This window comes from Nostoc sp. (genome assembly GCF_036917555.1).
Lineage (GTDB): Bacteria > Cyanobacteriota > Cyanobacteriia > Cyanobacteriales > Nostocaceae > Nostoc.
In genome coordinates this window covers 51,698-66,683 of sequence record NZ_JBALDD010000083.1, presented here as the reverse complement: position 1 = coordinate 66,683, position 14,986 = coordinate 51,698, and the positions used below count along the sequence as shown (strand labels likewise).

The window sequence follows — 14,986 nt, the reverse complement described above, 5'->3', positions numbered from 1 at the left end:
GGAATTCTCTACCCTACAGATATTTAATAATTGAATATTTTGCTGATTTCCCACTCGCTACGCAAAATGCTATAAATATAATCATCCCACAGCTTGCCATCTAATTCATGGTGTTCTCTTAATATTCCATCTTTTTTCAATTCTAGCTTTTCTAGTAATTTAATTGAGGCAATATTAAAAGCAGCAGTTTGACAATAAAACTTATGAAAATCTGTGGTTTTAAATAAGTTGTTGATAATCAAAACCAACATATTTGTGCCTAATCCTTGATTTCTATATTTGGGATTGACGGTGTATCCAAATTCTGCCGAACGATTGCGAGGGTTAATATTAAAATATCTAAATTTTCCTACAGGTTCTTCTAACTCATCAATAAGAAATGCAATAATTACAGGTTTGTCATTAGAAGGCAGTCTCTTACCATCCATCACAGGGCGACAGGTTTTTGTTTCAATGCGATCAAATTTTCCCCATTCATTAAATATGCCTTCATGTTTGGCAGATGCAAGTTCAATTCGCATAATCTTGTCATTCATTAAAAGCCTCGCACTGTAATAAGACGTAAGTTATACTAAATTGACAAAGGATATATTATTTGAGAAGTTAGGCAAAGTGCTGTAAAACGCTTGGAATAGGACTTTTTTAGATATTTTAATTACGAATTACGTAGCTTGCTTCTCGCATGAAGGCGAGTATTACAAATTACGAATTAGTATTACAAAGATTTAAAAATAATAAACATAAAACTCCACCCTCTTGTAAGTGGAGCTTTTCATTAACAAACACTAAATCAAATCTGAAATAGTCTCCAGTTTGCAATAATCACACAGATACTAATTCCCGATTTGTAACTACAGACTCAGGCTTGACCCAAATCTTATCTAATCCACCACTCAACAGCCGATATTGCTGGTTGGGGTCTTGTTGTGGGTAATCCATGCGTTTGTGCATACCTCTAGTTTCTTGACGTTGTAAACCACTGTTGTACATCCACCGTGCAGTCGCAACCATCGCCGCCGCTTCGCGCGATCGCACAATTTGGCTATCATCTGGTGTGTGGCTATGGCGGATTTCTTGCCAGAGGTGATCTAGTCTTTCTAGAGATTCACTTAACCCTGTCGCAGTGCGGAAGAGGTTGCGGTCATAAGGGAAAACTTCAGCTTGGGTTGCGGCGATCGCTTCATCAGGAGAGAATTTCTGATGACCTTCACCATGTAATCCCGCTGCACCAACCCCCTGTACACTACGCTGGCTGGCTTTTCCTCCTAAACTTAGTGCATAGTTAGCAGCAGATTGTCCAGACCAATAGCCAGAAGACATTGCCCAAGCTGCATTATGGCTACCACCACCTGTGAAACCACCGCAGATTAACTCTCTAGTAGCAGCATCTCCCGCCGCATAGAGTCCGTTAACTGAGGTAGCACAGGTATGGTCAGTAATCCGAATCCCACCAGTACCGCGTACAGTTCCTTCCAAACGCAAAGTTATCGGAAATCTTTGACTAAAGGGATCAATACCAGCACGATCAAACACTATAAAGAAGTTAGGCTGAGACTTTCGCATCCAAGCCTTGGTTTCCTCATGCATATTTTGGTCGAGACGCGCATATACTGGCTGAGTCAGCAATGTTTTGGCAATAACTGAACGACCGCGCTTAGAACCTGCACCTTCAATAACTGTGCCATCTTCATACGTAAAAGAAGCCCAATCGTAATATCGAGTTTTGGTGACAGAAGAAAAAGCTGGAGAGATGGCATAAGCATTAGAAAATTCCATCCCAGAGAAGTCAGCACCAGCTTCAACTGCCATTAAATAACCGTCTCCTGTGAGGACATTACAACCAAGAGCTTTACTCAAGAAAGCACAGCCGCCCGTCGCAATCACAACTGCTCCGGCTCGAACTGTCCAGCGTTCCCCAGTTTGACGATTAATTCCCTTCGCTCCAGCAACAGCACCTTCTGCATCTACCAACAACTCTAAAGCGGGGCTGTGATCTAAAACTTTCACTCCTGCTTGCTTAATCTTTTTCCGCATAAAACGCATATACTCTGGGCCTTGCAAGGAGCGACGAATAACTTTTCCATCAGCATCAACACTAAAATGGTAGCCTTCATCTGCAAGAAAGTTAATGTTGTCGTAGGTGCGATCTAATACCCTCTTCATCCACTGTCGATCTGCCAAGAAACCTCCCATCGCTTCCCGGCTTGCCATTGCTGCTTCGCGTTGTTCTGGGTCTGGTGGAATGTACCAAACACCATTACCAGATGCGGCGGCTGCGCCACTTGTACCGCAGTAACCTTTATCTACTAAAACGACTTTTGCGCCATTGGTAGTTGCATTCCAAGCAGCCCAAGTACCAGATGGGCCGCCGCCAATAATTAATACATCGGCAGCTAAGTTAACCTGAGAAGCATCTTGACGAGTGTAAGTCATGAAATTTACTCCTTTAAAAGTCAGAAAAGGGAAAGGGCGGAACTTGCCCCAAGAGCGAGGCCAAACATGGAAACACTTTTAATAATTGGGAATTTGCCAATCTTTGATATCAAAATCAGATTTCAACAATTTTTGCTCGGCGAGAAACTGCTTGGTGGAATTTAAAAGTTTTAATCCTTGGGGTGTAAAAGGTTCTGTGGGATAAAGGTCTAAGGGGTAGGATTCTTTAGCGATCGCCAACGGCACATTTCCACTTACCTGAGCCGCAAACTGATAAAATTCCTCTGGATTAGCTTTGATTTCCTGCAAAGCTTGTTGCCTAATTTGATTCCACTTTTGTGGCAGTTCTGGGTGACGAGAGAGAAAATTCTCTGTCACCACACTTACCCCTGTCCCAACTAATCCCTGATGATCCTTGGCTTGGTCAATCACTGGGAATCCCTGAGAAGCTAATGTTGGCCCTGCCCCCATTGCAAAGGGATAGGCGGCAATATCTCCCCGTTCCAAAGCTGGCTTGGCATCGGCAGATGGAATTTGTACTATCTTCACATCCTTAGCCAGTCCTTCTTTTTCTAACAAACCCATCAAATACCTATGAGGGTAAGTACCCTTAGCCACCCCGATTTTTGTACCTTTAAGTTGTGCAACTGACTTTACATCATTTTTATTGGTAATTAGCCAAGCATTCTGACCAACTCTTGTCTGATTAATCAATCGGGTGGGAAGACCCGCGGCTCGACCAACTAAAGCTGGGGTATCGCCATACAAACCCATATCTAATTGACCGCTAACTAAGGCTTCGTTAAGGGCTGGGCCTCCCACAAAAGGAATAAATTTGACCTCTGTCACACCCAGGCTTTTGAGTGCAGGAGTTAACGTTCCTTTTTGCAATGCCCAACCCTCTGGGCCAATTGGTAATTTGCTTTCCGAACTAATAAAACCAACTTTTAAAACCAGTGTTTTTGGCTCTGCTGAATTTGCTCTTATATTAGATGAAGCTACTGTTGAGTTGTTGGACTGGCTTTGTTGGGAAGTACAACCTGTAAGAGTAAATAACAGTGCAACAGTTGTAAGTGGAACTAAAAGACGATGAAGAAAACTGCACTTAATTACTTGGGAACTCATAGAGTGGGGAGTGGGAATTAGGAATTAGTTTGCTGTGTTCCCCAAGGCAAAATTCTGCCTTGAGCATCTGTCGGCAAATTGCTGCTAGTTCGCATCTTTGGATAGTAGTAAGCAGACTTTTCGGTTTTAGCCGCAGGTGTGCGTCCTTTTCCCCAACCGACGTTTTTGCGATAACTGCCCAGTAACCCAGCAGCTACTAAAGCCTCTTCATCCACTGGGACTGATTCATCAGCGTTGGGATCAACATACAACGCATCTACAGGACAGTACAGTTCGCACATATAGCAAGTTTGACAATCACTCTGGCGAGCAATTTTCGGCGCGCGTCCTGGTACTGCATCAAATACATTGGTAGGGCAGGCAGTGATGCAAAGATTACATTGAATACAGCGAGACTCACTGACTAATTCAATCACAGTGTTACTAACTCCTTATTGACAATTTCTTGTTCAGGTTTTGCCCAGACTGTATCTAATCCACCACTAATTAACCGATATTGTTGATTAGCATCTTGCTGGGGGTAATCCTGGTGTTTATGCATTCCGCGAGTTTCTTTCCTAGCTTGTGCTGAAGTGTACATCCAACGAGCAGTGGCAACCATTGCTGCCGCTTCTCTGGCTGGTAATACTTGGCTATCAGATGGAGCAGTACTATGACGAACTTCTCGCCACAAACTATGTAATCGTCCAAGAGAATCACTCAAGCCTTGTTCAGTACGGAAGAGGTTGCGGTCATAAGGTAATACTTCTGCTTGGGTGGCTTGAATAACTTCTTGGGGATTAAAGGTGTGATTACTGTCAGAACTAACAGCCGCCTGACCAACTGAATGTACTTGTCTTTGGTTGGCTTTTGCTCCCAATTGACGAGTATAGTTAGCTGCCGCTTGTCCTGACCAATAGCCAGAAGACATTGCCCAAGCAGCATTGTAGCTACCACCACCTGTAAAACCACCACAGATTAACTCGCGTGTGGCTGCGTCTCCGGCTGCATAAAGTCCGAGTACTGAAGTTGCACAAGAATTATCAATAATCCGTATCCCTCCAGTACCTCTTACTGTGCCTTCCAAACGCAGAGTTACAGGAAAGCGTTGGGTGAAGGGGTCAATTCCTTTACGGTCAAATGGTAGGAAGAAATTGTGCTGGATGGTTCGCATCCAAGCTCGGATTTCTTCTGGAGTTTCGTGAAGGCTAGAGTATACAGGTTGAGTCAGCAAAGTTTTGGCAATTATCGAGCGTCCCCGTTGAGAACCCGCACCTTCAATTACTGTGCCATCTTCATAAGTAAATGTTGCCCAACGGTAGAAAGCTCCTTTAGTGACAGAAGCAAAGGCAGGGGTAAGGGCATAAGAATTAGAAAATTCCATTCCGGACATTTCCGCCCCAGCTTCAGCCGCCATTAAATAACCATCGCCAGTAAGGACATTACAACCTAGAGCTTTACTCAAGAAGGCACAACCACCAGTAGCAATAACTACTGCTGCGGCTCGTACCGTCCAGCGTCCACCCGCTTGACGGCGTATTCCTTTTGCCCCGGCTACTGCTCCGGTTTGGTCTACTAATAATTCTAAAGCGGGACTATGGTCAAGAATTTGCACTCCAGCTTTTTTAACTTGCTTACGCATCAAACGCATATACTCTGCGCCTTGCTGGAGAGAAGGATAGTAAGGTTGTCCTTGTTGGTTGGAGGGAAACGGATAACCCCAGCCACCCAACTGATGCAGATTAGCATGAGTTCTATCTAAAACTCGCTCCATCCAATCTCGTTCTGATAAAAACCCTCCTAAAGCTTCCCGGCTGGCCATAGCCATTTCTCGTTGGTCGGGGTTAGCTACATACCACACACTAGTTCCACCAGATGCAGTTGCCCCACTAGAGCCACAATAGCCTTTGTCTACCAAAATCACCCTGGCTCCACTAGCCACAGCATTGTAAGCAGCCCAAGCACCAGCTGGACCGCCACCAATTACTAAAACATCGGTTTCTAAATCTAGATGGGAGTCACTAGTCAATGATTGCTCAGACGTTAATTGATTTACGCTCACTAGCTCTCATTCCTTAATTCTATAGACAGGTATATTTCTTAAACCACAGACATGGCTAACCAAGTTCATTTGTGCATAACTTCAAGGAAGACCGAAAAGACTTATTTATAAGTTAGTACAGGGTTTTTTCGATAAAGTACTAATCATCGCTCAATTTACAGGTGTTTAACTTAGCAGTATTACACTGTACTCAAGAAAATTCAAGCCCTTAGAAGATTAAATATATGTATACCTAAACTTACGTAAGACTAATATTTAGTTAAGCTAATTATATTGTTTCAGATTTTACTTTATGAACCTATCTCACTAAGAGACTATTTATAAAGTAAATCTTTAGGCTATAAGACGACGCAGTATGATACGAGTCATCACAGCATATATTGCAGCTTCACTCATGGAGGGTAGACGCTCATAATCTTTGCTGAGACGATGATACTGGTTAAACCACCCAAATGTTCTTTCTGACTTTTCCCGTTAAGTGATGAAACAACCAAGTAGCAAGAGTTTTAGACTAGACTTTATTCTCAATAACTTAATATTAGTGACAATAACTCACGAGAGAATAGGGTTTTGGGCTAGGGGTATAGTAAGCGTAGACGCAGCAGCGGCTTGTCGTAGACATCGCTCAATCAAGGAGATAACGGGAAAAGTCAGTTACTAGTTTGAGGTAATTCGATTTCCTGTTCCAGGCTGATAGGTTGGCTTTCCAGTTTTGACCAGAGACGTTCGCTATCAGAATTTAAACTGCGGTTATGAGCTGCGCGAACGAGAACTCCCGTGTGTTGAAGTTGACGAACTTTATCAAAAACTTCTGTGATATCACCTTCTCGGTCGAAAGTACGAACCACTCGTGTATCCTCACTTACAAGGCTTTCTACAACGGTAAGTGCCTCTACCCACCTATAAGATTCTTTCTCTTCAAAGGGACGTTTTCGCGCTTCAATTCTTGCTGTTGCTTGTCGTTTTTTCTTCTTGGCTGGTGTTTCATTTTTGGGTGGCTTTTTTTTGGGCTCTTGATTCCAGAGTTTTTGCCACAACAAACCTATCGATTGACCATTTATCGGTTCTATAGCTAAAGCACTGTGTAATATTAGACCGTTACCTCCCTTGCCAATTGGGCCATAACCTTTTTTTTTAGCCACAATACTGCCATAATCAAGAAAAGTAGTGTCTCCGACACACAGCACTACATCGTATTCTGCAACAGTTTCCGCTATCATTTGACAGTGCGGCTCTATTACTTTGGCAAATTCCACTTTTGGGTTGGCAAAAACTCATAGGCTCTCTTGAGTACAGTTCCACTGTTGAAGATTTCCGACAGTGCTTTGCCAAAGCCAAGACTCAGAGCATAGCCTATAGACATTGCACGCTCATTTAATCAGCGATCGCCCAACTCACAAGTTGCAAAATTCTTTTCCCACCAGTCCAGCATTGCTCGTCACCTTTAGCACCCGATTTTAATTACTGTACCATATATGCGGTGCTGTTCCCTAAACCCTTTGTCAGTCTGCTGTTCGAGACTTAATGGGAAAAGTCAGAAGCCTAGAGAAGGCTCTAGCAAATCAGAAATTGGACTGCACAAGTTAACTGAGTAGCGATTAATACTGGTTTAATCATTTGCTGTCGAGCGCAATAATATCAATTGCACTGCCAAAGAATTGCGATCGCTCTCAAGAGTGAAGTGCGCTCAAGGCTGTCGTTAAGTATCGCAGACTACTCACATTAAGGCGATCGCCCCGTGGACTTGAATCAATATGCAGAATGTTTTCCATAGTCCCTCAACCAAAAATCTCATTTGGCAACTAGAACACCGATTCACTAATCCCCTTGTCGGTCTAAAAGCTTTATTCATCAGCTATTATTCAGACCTTGTATTCCTTTCTATACGACCTAAAAGGTCAATGATTGCTATTAAAGCTGCTGTCAGAATATATATAATAATACAGGGAATAATTAAATAAATTAAAGGCAAGAGAATAAATATATTACCTCCACCAAAATTTAAAGCTCGGACAAATATTGAAAATATTATGAGAAAAAAATGGCTACAATAAAAAAGCCGACAACCTGAAGAATCTTGAGTGTAGTAACTAATCTAGTGTACAGTCTATTGTCGTTATGTCTCTTGGATAATTGATTGTTGCTCATAAATACACCATTTTAATAAATTAGTTTGTGCATTAAAACTTATTTCATAATGAGCAGAAGAGTGTTTTTTTTAAAGACTATTCTCTGATTATAGCTATCACTTTTATAGCTGATAACTCGAATTATAATTAAGCTCCGGCAGCCTCCTTTTTAAATCCATATATCCCAATACTGATGCCAAGCATAGCAATTCAAAACAGTGGTCAGATTTAGTGATAGCTGACAAATGTTTAAAAAATCAAAGCCTCATTTTGGTCCGACTCCTGCTCAAAACTCGATTTTTCGTCACGATTCTGATTACTGAATCGTTGTTCTAGTGTCCGCAGTTGATTACAGCTACTTAGCTAAAAGTTTTCAATGACTACAGGCTCAACTGGTTGGGCAATTTCAAAATTGAAAATTCGTGAATAAAAGTAAAGTTCTGCTGACAAAGAACGCTTGATGTTTGCGGCTTTGCGGAAACCATGTTGTTCACCCTCGAAAGCAACATAAGCCACAGGTACACCTTTTGTTCTTAGCGCTGTAACCATTGCTTCAGTTTGATTGGGCGGAACTACTCGATCTTCTAATCCCTGAAAAAAAATCATTGGGCAGGCTAGACACTCACTAAAGTTAATTGGCGAGCGCTGTTGATAAATCTGACGCTGTTGTGGATAAGGGCCAACCAGACGATCCAAGTAGCGTGATTCAAACTTATGTGTATCCCGAACTAAAGCTTCCAAATCACTGACACCAAAATAGCTGGCTCCTGCTTTAAAAGTATCTCGGAAAGTTAAGGCACAAAGCGTTGTGTAACCACCTGCACTCCCGCCGGAAATGGCTAGACGAGCGCCGTCTACATCTCCCCGTGACACTAAGTAACGCGCACCAAAAACACAATCATCCACATCTACAATTCCCCAGTTTCCATCCAGCCGTTGCCGATACTCCCGCCCGTACCCTGTACTGCCACCATAATTTACATCCAAAACCGCTATTCCTCGGCTAGTCCAATACTGAATGCTAAAATTGAGGCTACTAGAAGTTGCTGCGGTGGGGCCACCGTGACTTTTGACAATCAAGGGCGGTTTTTCAGTCTCTGGAGCCGTATAGTCACTGTTTCGAGGTGAGTAGAAAAGGGCGTATGCTGTTTTGCCATCAGATGTTTCGTACTCAATGGCTTCGGGTAAAGAAAGATAACCAGCATCAATAGTTACATCACTAGAACACCGTAGTACTTCTAGCTCTTTAGTTGTCAGATCCAAACGGACAATTGCTGCTAATTGAGTTGGCGAGCTTCCGCGAAAAACCACCTGTTTAGAGGTGGCGTGGAGAGAGCTAATATCTGTGTAGGGCGTATTTATTAGTTCTAACTGACGTGTTAGTGTATCAAGGCTTGCTAAATACCAAATGCCTTGCTGGGTATAAATACAAATAATCTGGTTGGCAGACCCAAAAGCATAAGTGGACATCCCAAAATTCCATTGCGGCTGACCAAATTCTGCTTCGATTTGAGTTAGCGCTTCTAAATTTTCATCTTGCCAACGATATATATTCCACCAACCTGTACGGTCAGAAACAAAATACAACTGACCATCTGGCGACCACTGTGGCTGAAAAATAGACTCATCTAAATCCCCAGCAATTTTTTGAGTATTTCCCAAAGAACCATCTGCCTTTAATTCCCCAACCCATAGTTCAGTCCCATCCCAAGGCATATTAGGATGGTTCCAAGTCAGCCAAGCTAAACGTAAACCATCCGGGCTAAGGCGAGGCGAAGCATAAAAGTCATTTCCAGATACTAATAGTTGGATTTTATGATCTCCGTCTAGTTCCACGCCGACTAAACTATTACTCGCCTCCTTTGTCACATCTGTGTGATCTTCATACACACAAATAATTCGGTTGTTTTGACGATCAAAAACACCGTCTGCATAGCGTGTGGCAGCTTTTGGGGTGATGGCTTGTGGCTCTTGATCGCTCTGGTGATAATATAGGCGTTGATCAATAAAGTTGGAAAAGTAAACAGTGCCATTCACCACAAGAAAGGAACTGCCACCATATTCATGCACACGAGTACGCACATTGAAGCCACTAGGCGTGAGGGACTGGATTTTACCATCTGTACCCCGCCGCACTATGACATTTCTACCTGACTCTAATGGTCGTAACTCACTCCAGTAAATCTCTTCGCCACAGAGGGCAATTTGTCCCAACCCAATTATACTTGCGGTAATTAGGTCTGTTGTTATCGGCGATCGCCAACATCCGTAAGACGCTACTTCTGCTTTTATCACGCTTTATTCTGCTCCCTGTTCCCAAGAATCATACATTGTCTGTAAAGACAAAACTCTGACACACCCACTTATACTAATCCGTAATTCGTAATCCTAGCCTCTAGCTAGCAGCAAGCTACGTAATTGAAAGTTCTTTAATATAAATATTTTAGGCAACCAGATCATTCGCGTAAGCTCTCACTGCCGAAAAACTTATTTTCTGATTATCAGCAGCACTACCCTTACTCCAGTTAAATCTACTACCGAACGCTTGACCATTCCTGAACTACTAGATGGAGTCAAGAGTTATGATGAACTACCTCCCGGCTGGAAGAACGTGGAGGTTATTGCAGATTTAGCGATTGTCACTCCAGTACAAGTCTACAATCTCGTTTCTCGACAGTGGCAACCTGGAGCAGTGAAGGACTACTGGGAGCTAGGGGGGTTTCTGGTGGTGCGCTGTTGGAGGCGAGGGCTTTTATGTTTTCAGTGGGGAGTATGTGGCGGTGGAGAGTTGGGATAGAGGAAAGCTGTAGCTAAAAAGATATTATTAAAGTAGTGAGTCAATTCAATCTTTTTCAATCACGTTTAAACTCCATTTGGGCGAAGTGGTCTTGCAGAAGTTTGTGGATGAAGCGGTAACGACTGCCAACACGCTGGAGTAACATACGCTCAGTGCAGTAGTCGAGGAAACGGGCGTAGTTCCAGGGGATGTAGCCGTTGCGGTAGAGAATAAGGCGTAGGGCAAAGTGTTTAATAACAGGTGTTCCACTTCTAAGTATCCCCACCAATAATCCAAAAAATAACCCAAACATTAAGCTAGAAATTAAAGCTGACTTATTTAAACTATTATTTCCTTGAATTATTTGAATTAAAAAAATTAATATGGTAGAAGGTAAAAAATACAATACTGATAAATTAAATGTATTTTTAACAGATTGCCAAATACCTTGGTTAGGAATAGTTTTACTTTCTATTGCTAAATTATTAAATTCCCCTAACATCCCAAAAGTTAACTCATTTTTTAAGAAATAATGAAAAGTTTTTCGAGTTTCAAGTGCTTCAATTTTATCTCCAATTAACCCATTAATCAGTCCGATAATCAGCCCCCAGATCAGCACGATAATCACTCCTGTAATCGTCCCAGAAATCAGTTGATTGATTATCCCCCAAATCAGCCCGATAATTAGCCATTTTATCATGGTTTTATGAGAAAATTTATCAGACTGAATTAAACCTGTATTTTCAAGTTTGTCCTCTATTATCTCACCAAATAAACCATTAATTAGCCCGACAATCAGACCGATAATCATCCCTCCATTCAGACCCTGAACCAACCATAAAAAACCGATAATCACCCCTCCACTCACTTCATGATTAATAACCCTTCCAAGGACACTAACCTCTCCAGTCACCCCAACAAGCCCCAAAATTACCCCTAACATCCCCAAAATCAGCCCATTAATCAGCATTTGTATAACTCCCCAGACAATCAAATTATAAATAATTTTGGGAATTTTACTTTTTAACAAACTAGGCTGCATTTCTTCAATCAAAAATTCTGTTTTCGATTTTAAAAGCATTTGCCCTGCTAGCCAAACGAGCCACATTCGCGTTTTCCTAGCATTAGGAGGTTTGTGCTTCAAATATGCCCTACTATTAATATCTTGTGCTAACATACGTCCGATATAGGCATCTAGCAAATACTGATAACGCTCTGCTTTAGAACTCAAATGCCATTTTTCAAGAGATATGTCTTGAAATACTAAAATAGTAATACTGAGGAATAAGGGAGTTCTAACTAACTCTAGTAAGTCTAAATTAATACTGATGATTGACCACAAGTCTCTATATTTAATTTTACTGAGATAATCGCAAATCTGATTGTTAGTTAAAGGTCGCAAGTAAATAGTACCATTCAGCTGCAATTGAGTGGAATAACTCCCATCTTCTTCACTCCGACTACAAATAACTAGAAGAAGCGGTCTATTTCCCCCTAATAAAAATTGATTAATTGCCTGGACACAAAGTTCTTGACGTTGTGGCTCAAGTTCATCTAAACCATCAAGTAATAGTAATAAATGCTGATTACCTACCCAGTCTTTACCCAGTTCAGTTGAAACACCATATTTAGATTTAAGTTCTGCCAATAACCAATCCGTTAGAGATTGTCGATCATCTTTCCAAGAGGACAAGTTGAATAAAACTGGAACGGGATAATCAGGCTGTTCTTGGGCTCGTTGGATTAATTCTTGAGCCAGTTCTAATTGTGTCGTGGTCTTCCCTGACCCTGGCGCACCTAAAATTAACAGTTTACCTGCTACTTCTTGGGAATCAAAAACGGATAAAATAGTTGTACTCTCTGGCAGAGCCTCAGCAGGTTTGAAGCCAATTTTTCTCTCTGCATTCCAAGGTCTTTTTACCTGTTGCGGCTGTGATTCCTTCCCTAAATTAATCAGCACAGCATTGTGTAGAGATTGCCTTAATCGAGAAGTAACTTCTGACTTAACTGAGGCTAATAGTATCCGTTCATTCTTTGGTCGCTCCGTATTGCCTACTGGTGTTAAGGTCATAACGACTGCTGCTAAATATAAATGTTTATGCTTGCTACAACTGAGGTTAACGCCTTTACGGACTCTCCGCGCAATCTGACTGTTCCTGCAAGTAAACAACCCACTGCACGAGAATTTCAATTGCTGCCAACGGGTGCAAGACTCAAAGAAGGCCACCTGTATAAGAAAAACCTAGCGTGGCAAGGAGTCCAAGACAGCACTTGAAAAGGGAAATAAATAGGGGACTTTATAAAGAACCAAATCCACCTGTGTACATTGAAGACTACGTTTCTGAATCCGAATCCGAATACATTTCAGAACACTATCGCCCCCTACGCTCTGTTGGCAACTCTGGGTGGCAACCGTCTGACGTGTGGCGCGAGTTGAGGGTTGATGATTTCTGTGAGTAAATTAGGCTCTGACTGAATAAAAATTAATATATCATGCTAAATTACTTTCAAAAAAGCCATGAAACGCTTACTAGGCAACAAAAATCAACATTATTTACTAGTTATTTATGGTGTTTAGCACTGATTCGCGCTCTTGAGCTTTATTTTTGAACCTAGTTTTGATATCTAACTAATAATTTAGCATAACAGATACTGAAGAACCAAAATTATTAAACTTTAATGCTCCTAGAAAATTTTCTAGAGGCATTAAGTTAAGGTTTCGTTAAGTTATAGAGTTAAATATGGTGCTTGAATGAAAGTCTATATCCAGAGTAGTTAGTCAATTTCACCCTTGGGTAAAGAGCAAATGAATATTAGATGCAATTGAATGAAGATAAGGTTTACTAAATTTAATTGGCAATACTTGCCGATTATACGCCTCTTGATTGGCTAACTTTGATTGCGCTTTGCTTAACAATATTTACCAAAAATACAAGCTCATTTCAAATGTTCTAAAATTCATATAAATGATTTATCAGTGAAGTTTTGGGCTACAAGTAAATACTCTGGGGAGGGATGTGCTAAAAATGGTTTTACGGCAAGTATGGTGTGGTTAACATCTATATATTTGTTAAGTATTGCACAAGGCATTTCAAGTCTAGATAATTCATTAAATTTGATCAATATAACAAGTCATGAACAAAAAATGGGCTGTCAAACGAATCACAATAAATCTTGCATCTGCTGAAAGCGAAAAACTTGAAAAATATTGTGCAAGTACAGGTAGACCTGCAACTGATGTGATTCGGGAGTTGATTCGCTCTCTGACAATAACCGAGTTGTCAGCGTCTGAACAGACTATACCTACCCTAAAATATGATGTTCCCATTCTGAAATAATGGCAATTGAATCACTTGGGTTTGTTTGGCGTTATCCAAACTGGACAAGGAAATGCCCAGCAACCTAATACTGCAGTTTTCCAGATCAATCGACTCAAACAGCGCTTTGGCTATCTCAAAAATCGTATCTAGTTCACTGATGCAAGCAAGCATTGTCTTACTACAGGTTAACTGCTGATAATCAGAAAATTTAACTTTCAGGATTAATGTGCGTCCTCGTGTTTCATGTTGCTCTAACCGTTGCTCGACAATTTGGGCAATCATGTTCGAGTTCTTGCAACATCTGACCAACGTCGTTTAAGTCCTGTGCAAATGAAGTTTCTGCACCTATGGACTTACGAACCCGATTCGCCTCAACTGGGCGGTCATCTTCTGCTCTGGCAATCTTATAGTAATAATGACCTGCTTTACCAAAATGGTGTGTTAGCTCAGTCAGCGATGCCTGCGGCAACGTCAGAGACGAACGCTCTTTCAAATCTGCACCACTATGAATGCCGAGTGAGTGCATTTTAGCCGCCGTCACCTCTCCAATACCGTGGAACTTCTCAATCGGCAGCTGTACTACAAAGGCGATCGCATCCTCCGGTAAAATCACCGTTAGTCCATTGGGTTTATTCTGCCCTGATGCCATTTTTGCAAGAAACTTGTTAATTGACACACCTGCGGTTGCCGTCAATTTCGTTTCCTGGAAAATTGCAGTTTTAATATATCTTGCAATCGTAGAAGCGTAGGTGATATTTTACCTATTCTCAGTAACATCCAGGTATGCTTCATTTAGCGCAACTCCTTCCACTAAATCACTGTAGCGTTTGAATATGGCGTGGATTGAAGTAGAAATCTCTCGGTAAACGTCGAATCTCGGTCTGACGAATATCAATCCGGGGCATTTGGCAAAAGCGGTTACTGACGGCATCGCGGAGTAAATACCAAACTTACGAGCTTCATAACTGGCTGCTGCAACCACGCCTCGCTGATTGGGACTGCCACCAACGACTAACGGTTTTCCTCGGTAGCTAGGGTTATCCCTCTGCTCTACCGATGCGTAAAAGGCATCCATATCCACATGACCTATCTTCCTCGTCTGCATTGTTGTTGAAGTATTACCATTTTTACCAAGCGGCGGGAACGACTATTCTCTCTTTAA

At 41.7% G+C, this 14,986-nt stretch carries 13 protein-coding genes and 3 pseudogenes; 3 read left to right on the top strand and 13 right to left on the bottom strand.

The features are described 5' to 3' along the window. Nucleotides 1–23: 23 nt before the first annotated feature. The 9 genes and pseudogenes from V7K60_RS32270 to V7K60_RS32235 all read right to left on the bottom strand — a co-directional run bounded on the left by V7K60_RS32270 (nucleotide 24) and on the right by V7K60_RS32235 (nucleotide 10,023). Complete coding sequence (locus V7K60_RS32270; RefSeq protein ID WP_334931914.1) at nucleotides 24–536, bottom strand: GNAT family N-acetyltransferase; 513 nt, start codon at nucleotides 534–536, stop codon at nucleotides 24–26. A 286-nt stretch (nucleotides 537–822) separates the two neighbouring features. Continuing rightward, nucleotides 823–2,433, bottom strand: a complete 1,611-nt coding sequence (locus V7K60_RS32265; protein ID WP_334931912.1) for an FAD-binding protein — start codon at nucleotides 2,431–2,433, stop codon at nucleotides 823–825. Between the two features lie 78 nt (nucleotides 2,434–2,511). Next, a complete protein-coding gene (locus V7K60_RS32260; RefSeq protein ID WP_334931910.1) occupies nucleotides 2,512–3,558 on the bottom strand; it encodes an ABC transporter substrate-binding protein in 1,047 nt (348 codons plus the stop codon). A 17-nt stretch (nucleotides 3,559–3,575) separates the two neighbouring features. Beyond that, on the bottom strand, nucleotides 3,576–3,974 hold the full coding sequence (locus V7K60_RS32255) for a ferredoxin family protein (protein ID WP_334931908.1): 399 nt from the start codon (nucleotides 3,972–3,974) through the stop codon (nucleotides 3,576–3,578). After that, complete coding sequence (locus tag V7K60_RS32250; RefSeq protein WP_334931906.1) at nucleotides 3,971–5,599, bottom strand: FAD-binding protein; 1,629 nt, start codon at nucleotides 5,597–5,599, stop codon at nucleotides 3,971–3,973. The genes V7K60_RS32255 and V7K60_RS32250 overlap by 4 nt, the downstream gene beginning before the upstream one ends. 333 nt (nucleotides 5,600–5,932) lie before the next feature. Further along, nucleotides 5,933–6,061 (bottom strand): annotated as a pseudogene (locus V7K60_RS32245) (transposase); the annotation flags it as partial. 188 nt (nucleotides 6,062–6,249) lie between these two features. Beyond that, on the bottom strand, nucleotides 6,250–6,819 hold the full coding sequence (locus V7K60_RS32240) for a hypothetical protein (RefSeq protein WP_334931904.1): 570 nt from the start codon (nucleotides 6,817–6,819) through the stop codon (nucleotides 6,250–6,252). Between the two features lie 17 nt (nucleotides 6,820–6,836). Beyond that, nucleotides 6,837–6,965, bottom strand: a pseudogene (locus V7K60_RS35495) (IS4/Tn5 family transposase DNA-binding protein); the annotation flags it as partial. Nucleotides 6,966–8,091: 1,126 nt separating this feature from the next. Further along, entirely contained in the window at nucleotides 8,092–10,023 is a 1,932-nt protein-coding gene (locus V7K60_RS32235; RefSeq protein WP_334931902.1) for a S9 family peptidase, read from the bottom strand. A 250-nt stretch (nucleotides 10,024–10,273) separates the two neighbouring features. On the opposite strand from V7K60_RS32235, the gene V7K60_RS32230 reads away from it, so the two are divergent. Next, nucleotides 10,274–10,525, top strand: coding sequence for a hypothetical protein (locus V7K60_RS32230; RefSeq protein ID WP_334931900.1), 252 nt, complete (start codon nucleotides 10,274–10,276; stop codon nucleotides 10,523–10,525). Between the two features lie 55 nt (nucleotides 10,526–10,580). Here the strand turns inward: V7K60_RS32230 and V7K60_RS32225 are convergent, their stop codons facing one another. Next, nucleotides 10,581–12,575, bottom strand: coding sequence for an NACHT domain-containing protein (locus tag V7K60_RS32225; protein WP_334931898.1), 1,995 nt, complete (start codon nucleotides 12,573–12,575; stop codon nucleotides 10,581–10,583). 27 nt (nucleotides 12,576–12,602) lie between these two features. Between V7K60_RS32225 and V7K60_RS32220 the strand changes: the two genes are divergently transcribed. Beyond that, nucleotides 12,603–12,779 carry a hypothetical protein gene (locus V7K60_RS32220; RefSeq protein ID WP_334931896.1) on the top strand — a complete coding sequence of 59 codons (177 nt, stop codon included), beginning with the start codon at nucleotides 12,603–12,605 and terminating at the stop codon, nucleotides 12,777–12,779. An 859-nt stretch (nucleotides 12,780–13,638) separates the two neighbouring features. Then, nucleotides 13,639–13,842, top strand: a complete 204-nt coding sequence (locus V7K60_RS32215) for a CopG family transcriptional regulator (RefSeq protein WP_334931894.1) — start codon at nucleotides 13,639–13,641, stop codon at nucleotides 13,840–13,842. On the opposite strand, the gene V7K60_RS32210 is transcribed toward V7K60_RS32215, so the two are convergent. From V7K60_RS32210 to V7K60_RS32200, 3 genes and pseudogenes are all read right to left on the bottom strand, one after another. Further along, the gene (locus V7K60_RS32210; RefSeq protein WP_334931892.1) at nucleotides 13,813–14,106 is read right to left on the bottom strand and encodes a DinB/UmuC family translesion DNA polymerase; all 294 of its coding nucleotides are present in this window, start codon (nucleotides 14,104–14,106) and stop codon (nucleotides 13,813–13,815) included. The two genes, V7K60_RS32215 and V7K60_RS32210, sit on opposite strands and share 30 nt — an antisense overlap. Beyond that, entirely contained in the window at nucleotides 14,066–14,518 is a 453-nt protein-coding gene (locus V7K60_RS32205) for a hypothetical protein (protein ID WP_334931974.1), read from the bottom strand. Before V7K60_RS32205 ends, V7K60_RS32210 begins: the two co-directional genes overlap by 41 nt. A 6-nt stretch (nucleotides 14,519–14,524) precedes the next feature. Next, nucleotides 14,525–14,899 (bottom strand): annotated as a pseudogene (locus V7K60_RS32200) (Y-family DNA polymerase); the annotation flags it as partial. Nucleotides 14,900–14,986 lie beyond the last annotated feature (87 nt).

Coding starts and splice junctions, on each gene's coding strand:
- V7K60_RS32240 (WP_334931904.1), bottom strand. CDS start 6,819: ATGATAGCGGAAACTGTTGCAGAATACGATGTAGTGCTGTGTGTCGGA.
- V7K60_RS32210 (WP_334931892.1), bottom strand. CDS start 14,106: ATGATTGCCCAAATTGTCGAGCAACGGTTAGAGCAACATGAAACACGA.
- V7K60_RS32220 (WP_334931896.1), top strand. CDS start 12,603: ATGCTTGCTACAACTGAGGTTAACGCCTTTACGGACTCTCCGCGCAAT.
- V7K60_RS32260 (WP_334931910.1), bottom strand. CDS start 3,558: ATGAGTTCCCAAGTAATTAAGTGCAGTTTTCTTCATCGTCTTTTAGTT.
- V7K60_RS32270 (WP_334931914.1), bottom strand. CDS start 536: ATGAATGACAAGATTATGCGAATTGAACTTGCATCTGCCAAACATGAA.
- V7K60_RS32225 (WP_334931898.1), bottom strand. CDS start 12,575: ATGACCTTAACACCAGTAGGCAATACGGAGCGACCAAAGAATGAACGG.
- V7K60_RS32215 (WP_334931894.1), top strand. CDS start 13,639: ATGAACAAAAAATGGGCTGTCAAACGAATCACAATAAATCTTGCATCT.
- V7K60_RS32265 (WP_334931912.1), bottom strand. CDS start 2,433: ATGACTTACACTCGTCAAGATGCTTCTCAGGTTAACTTAGCTGCCGAT.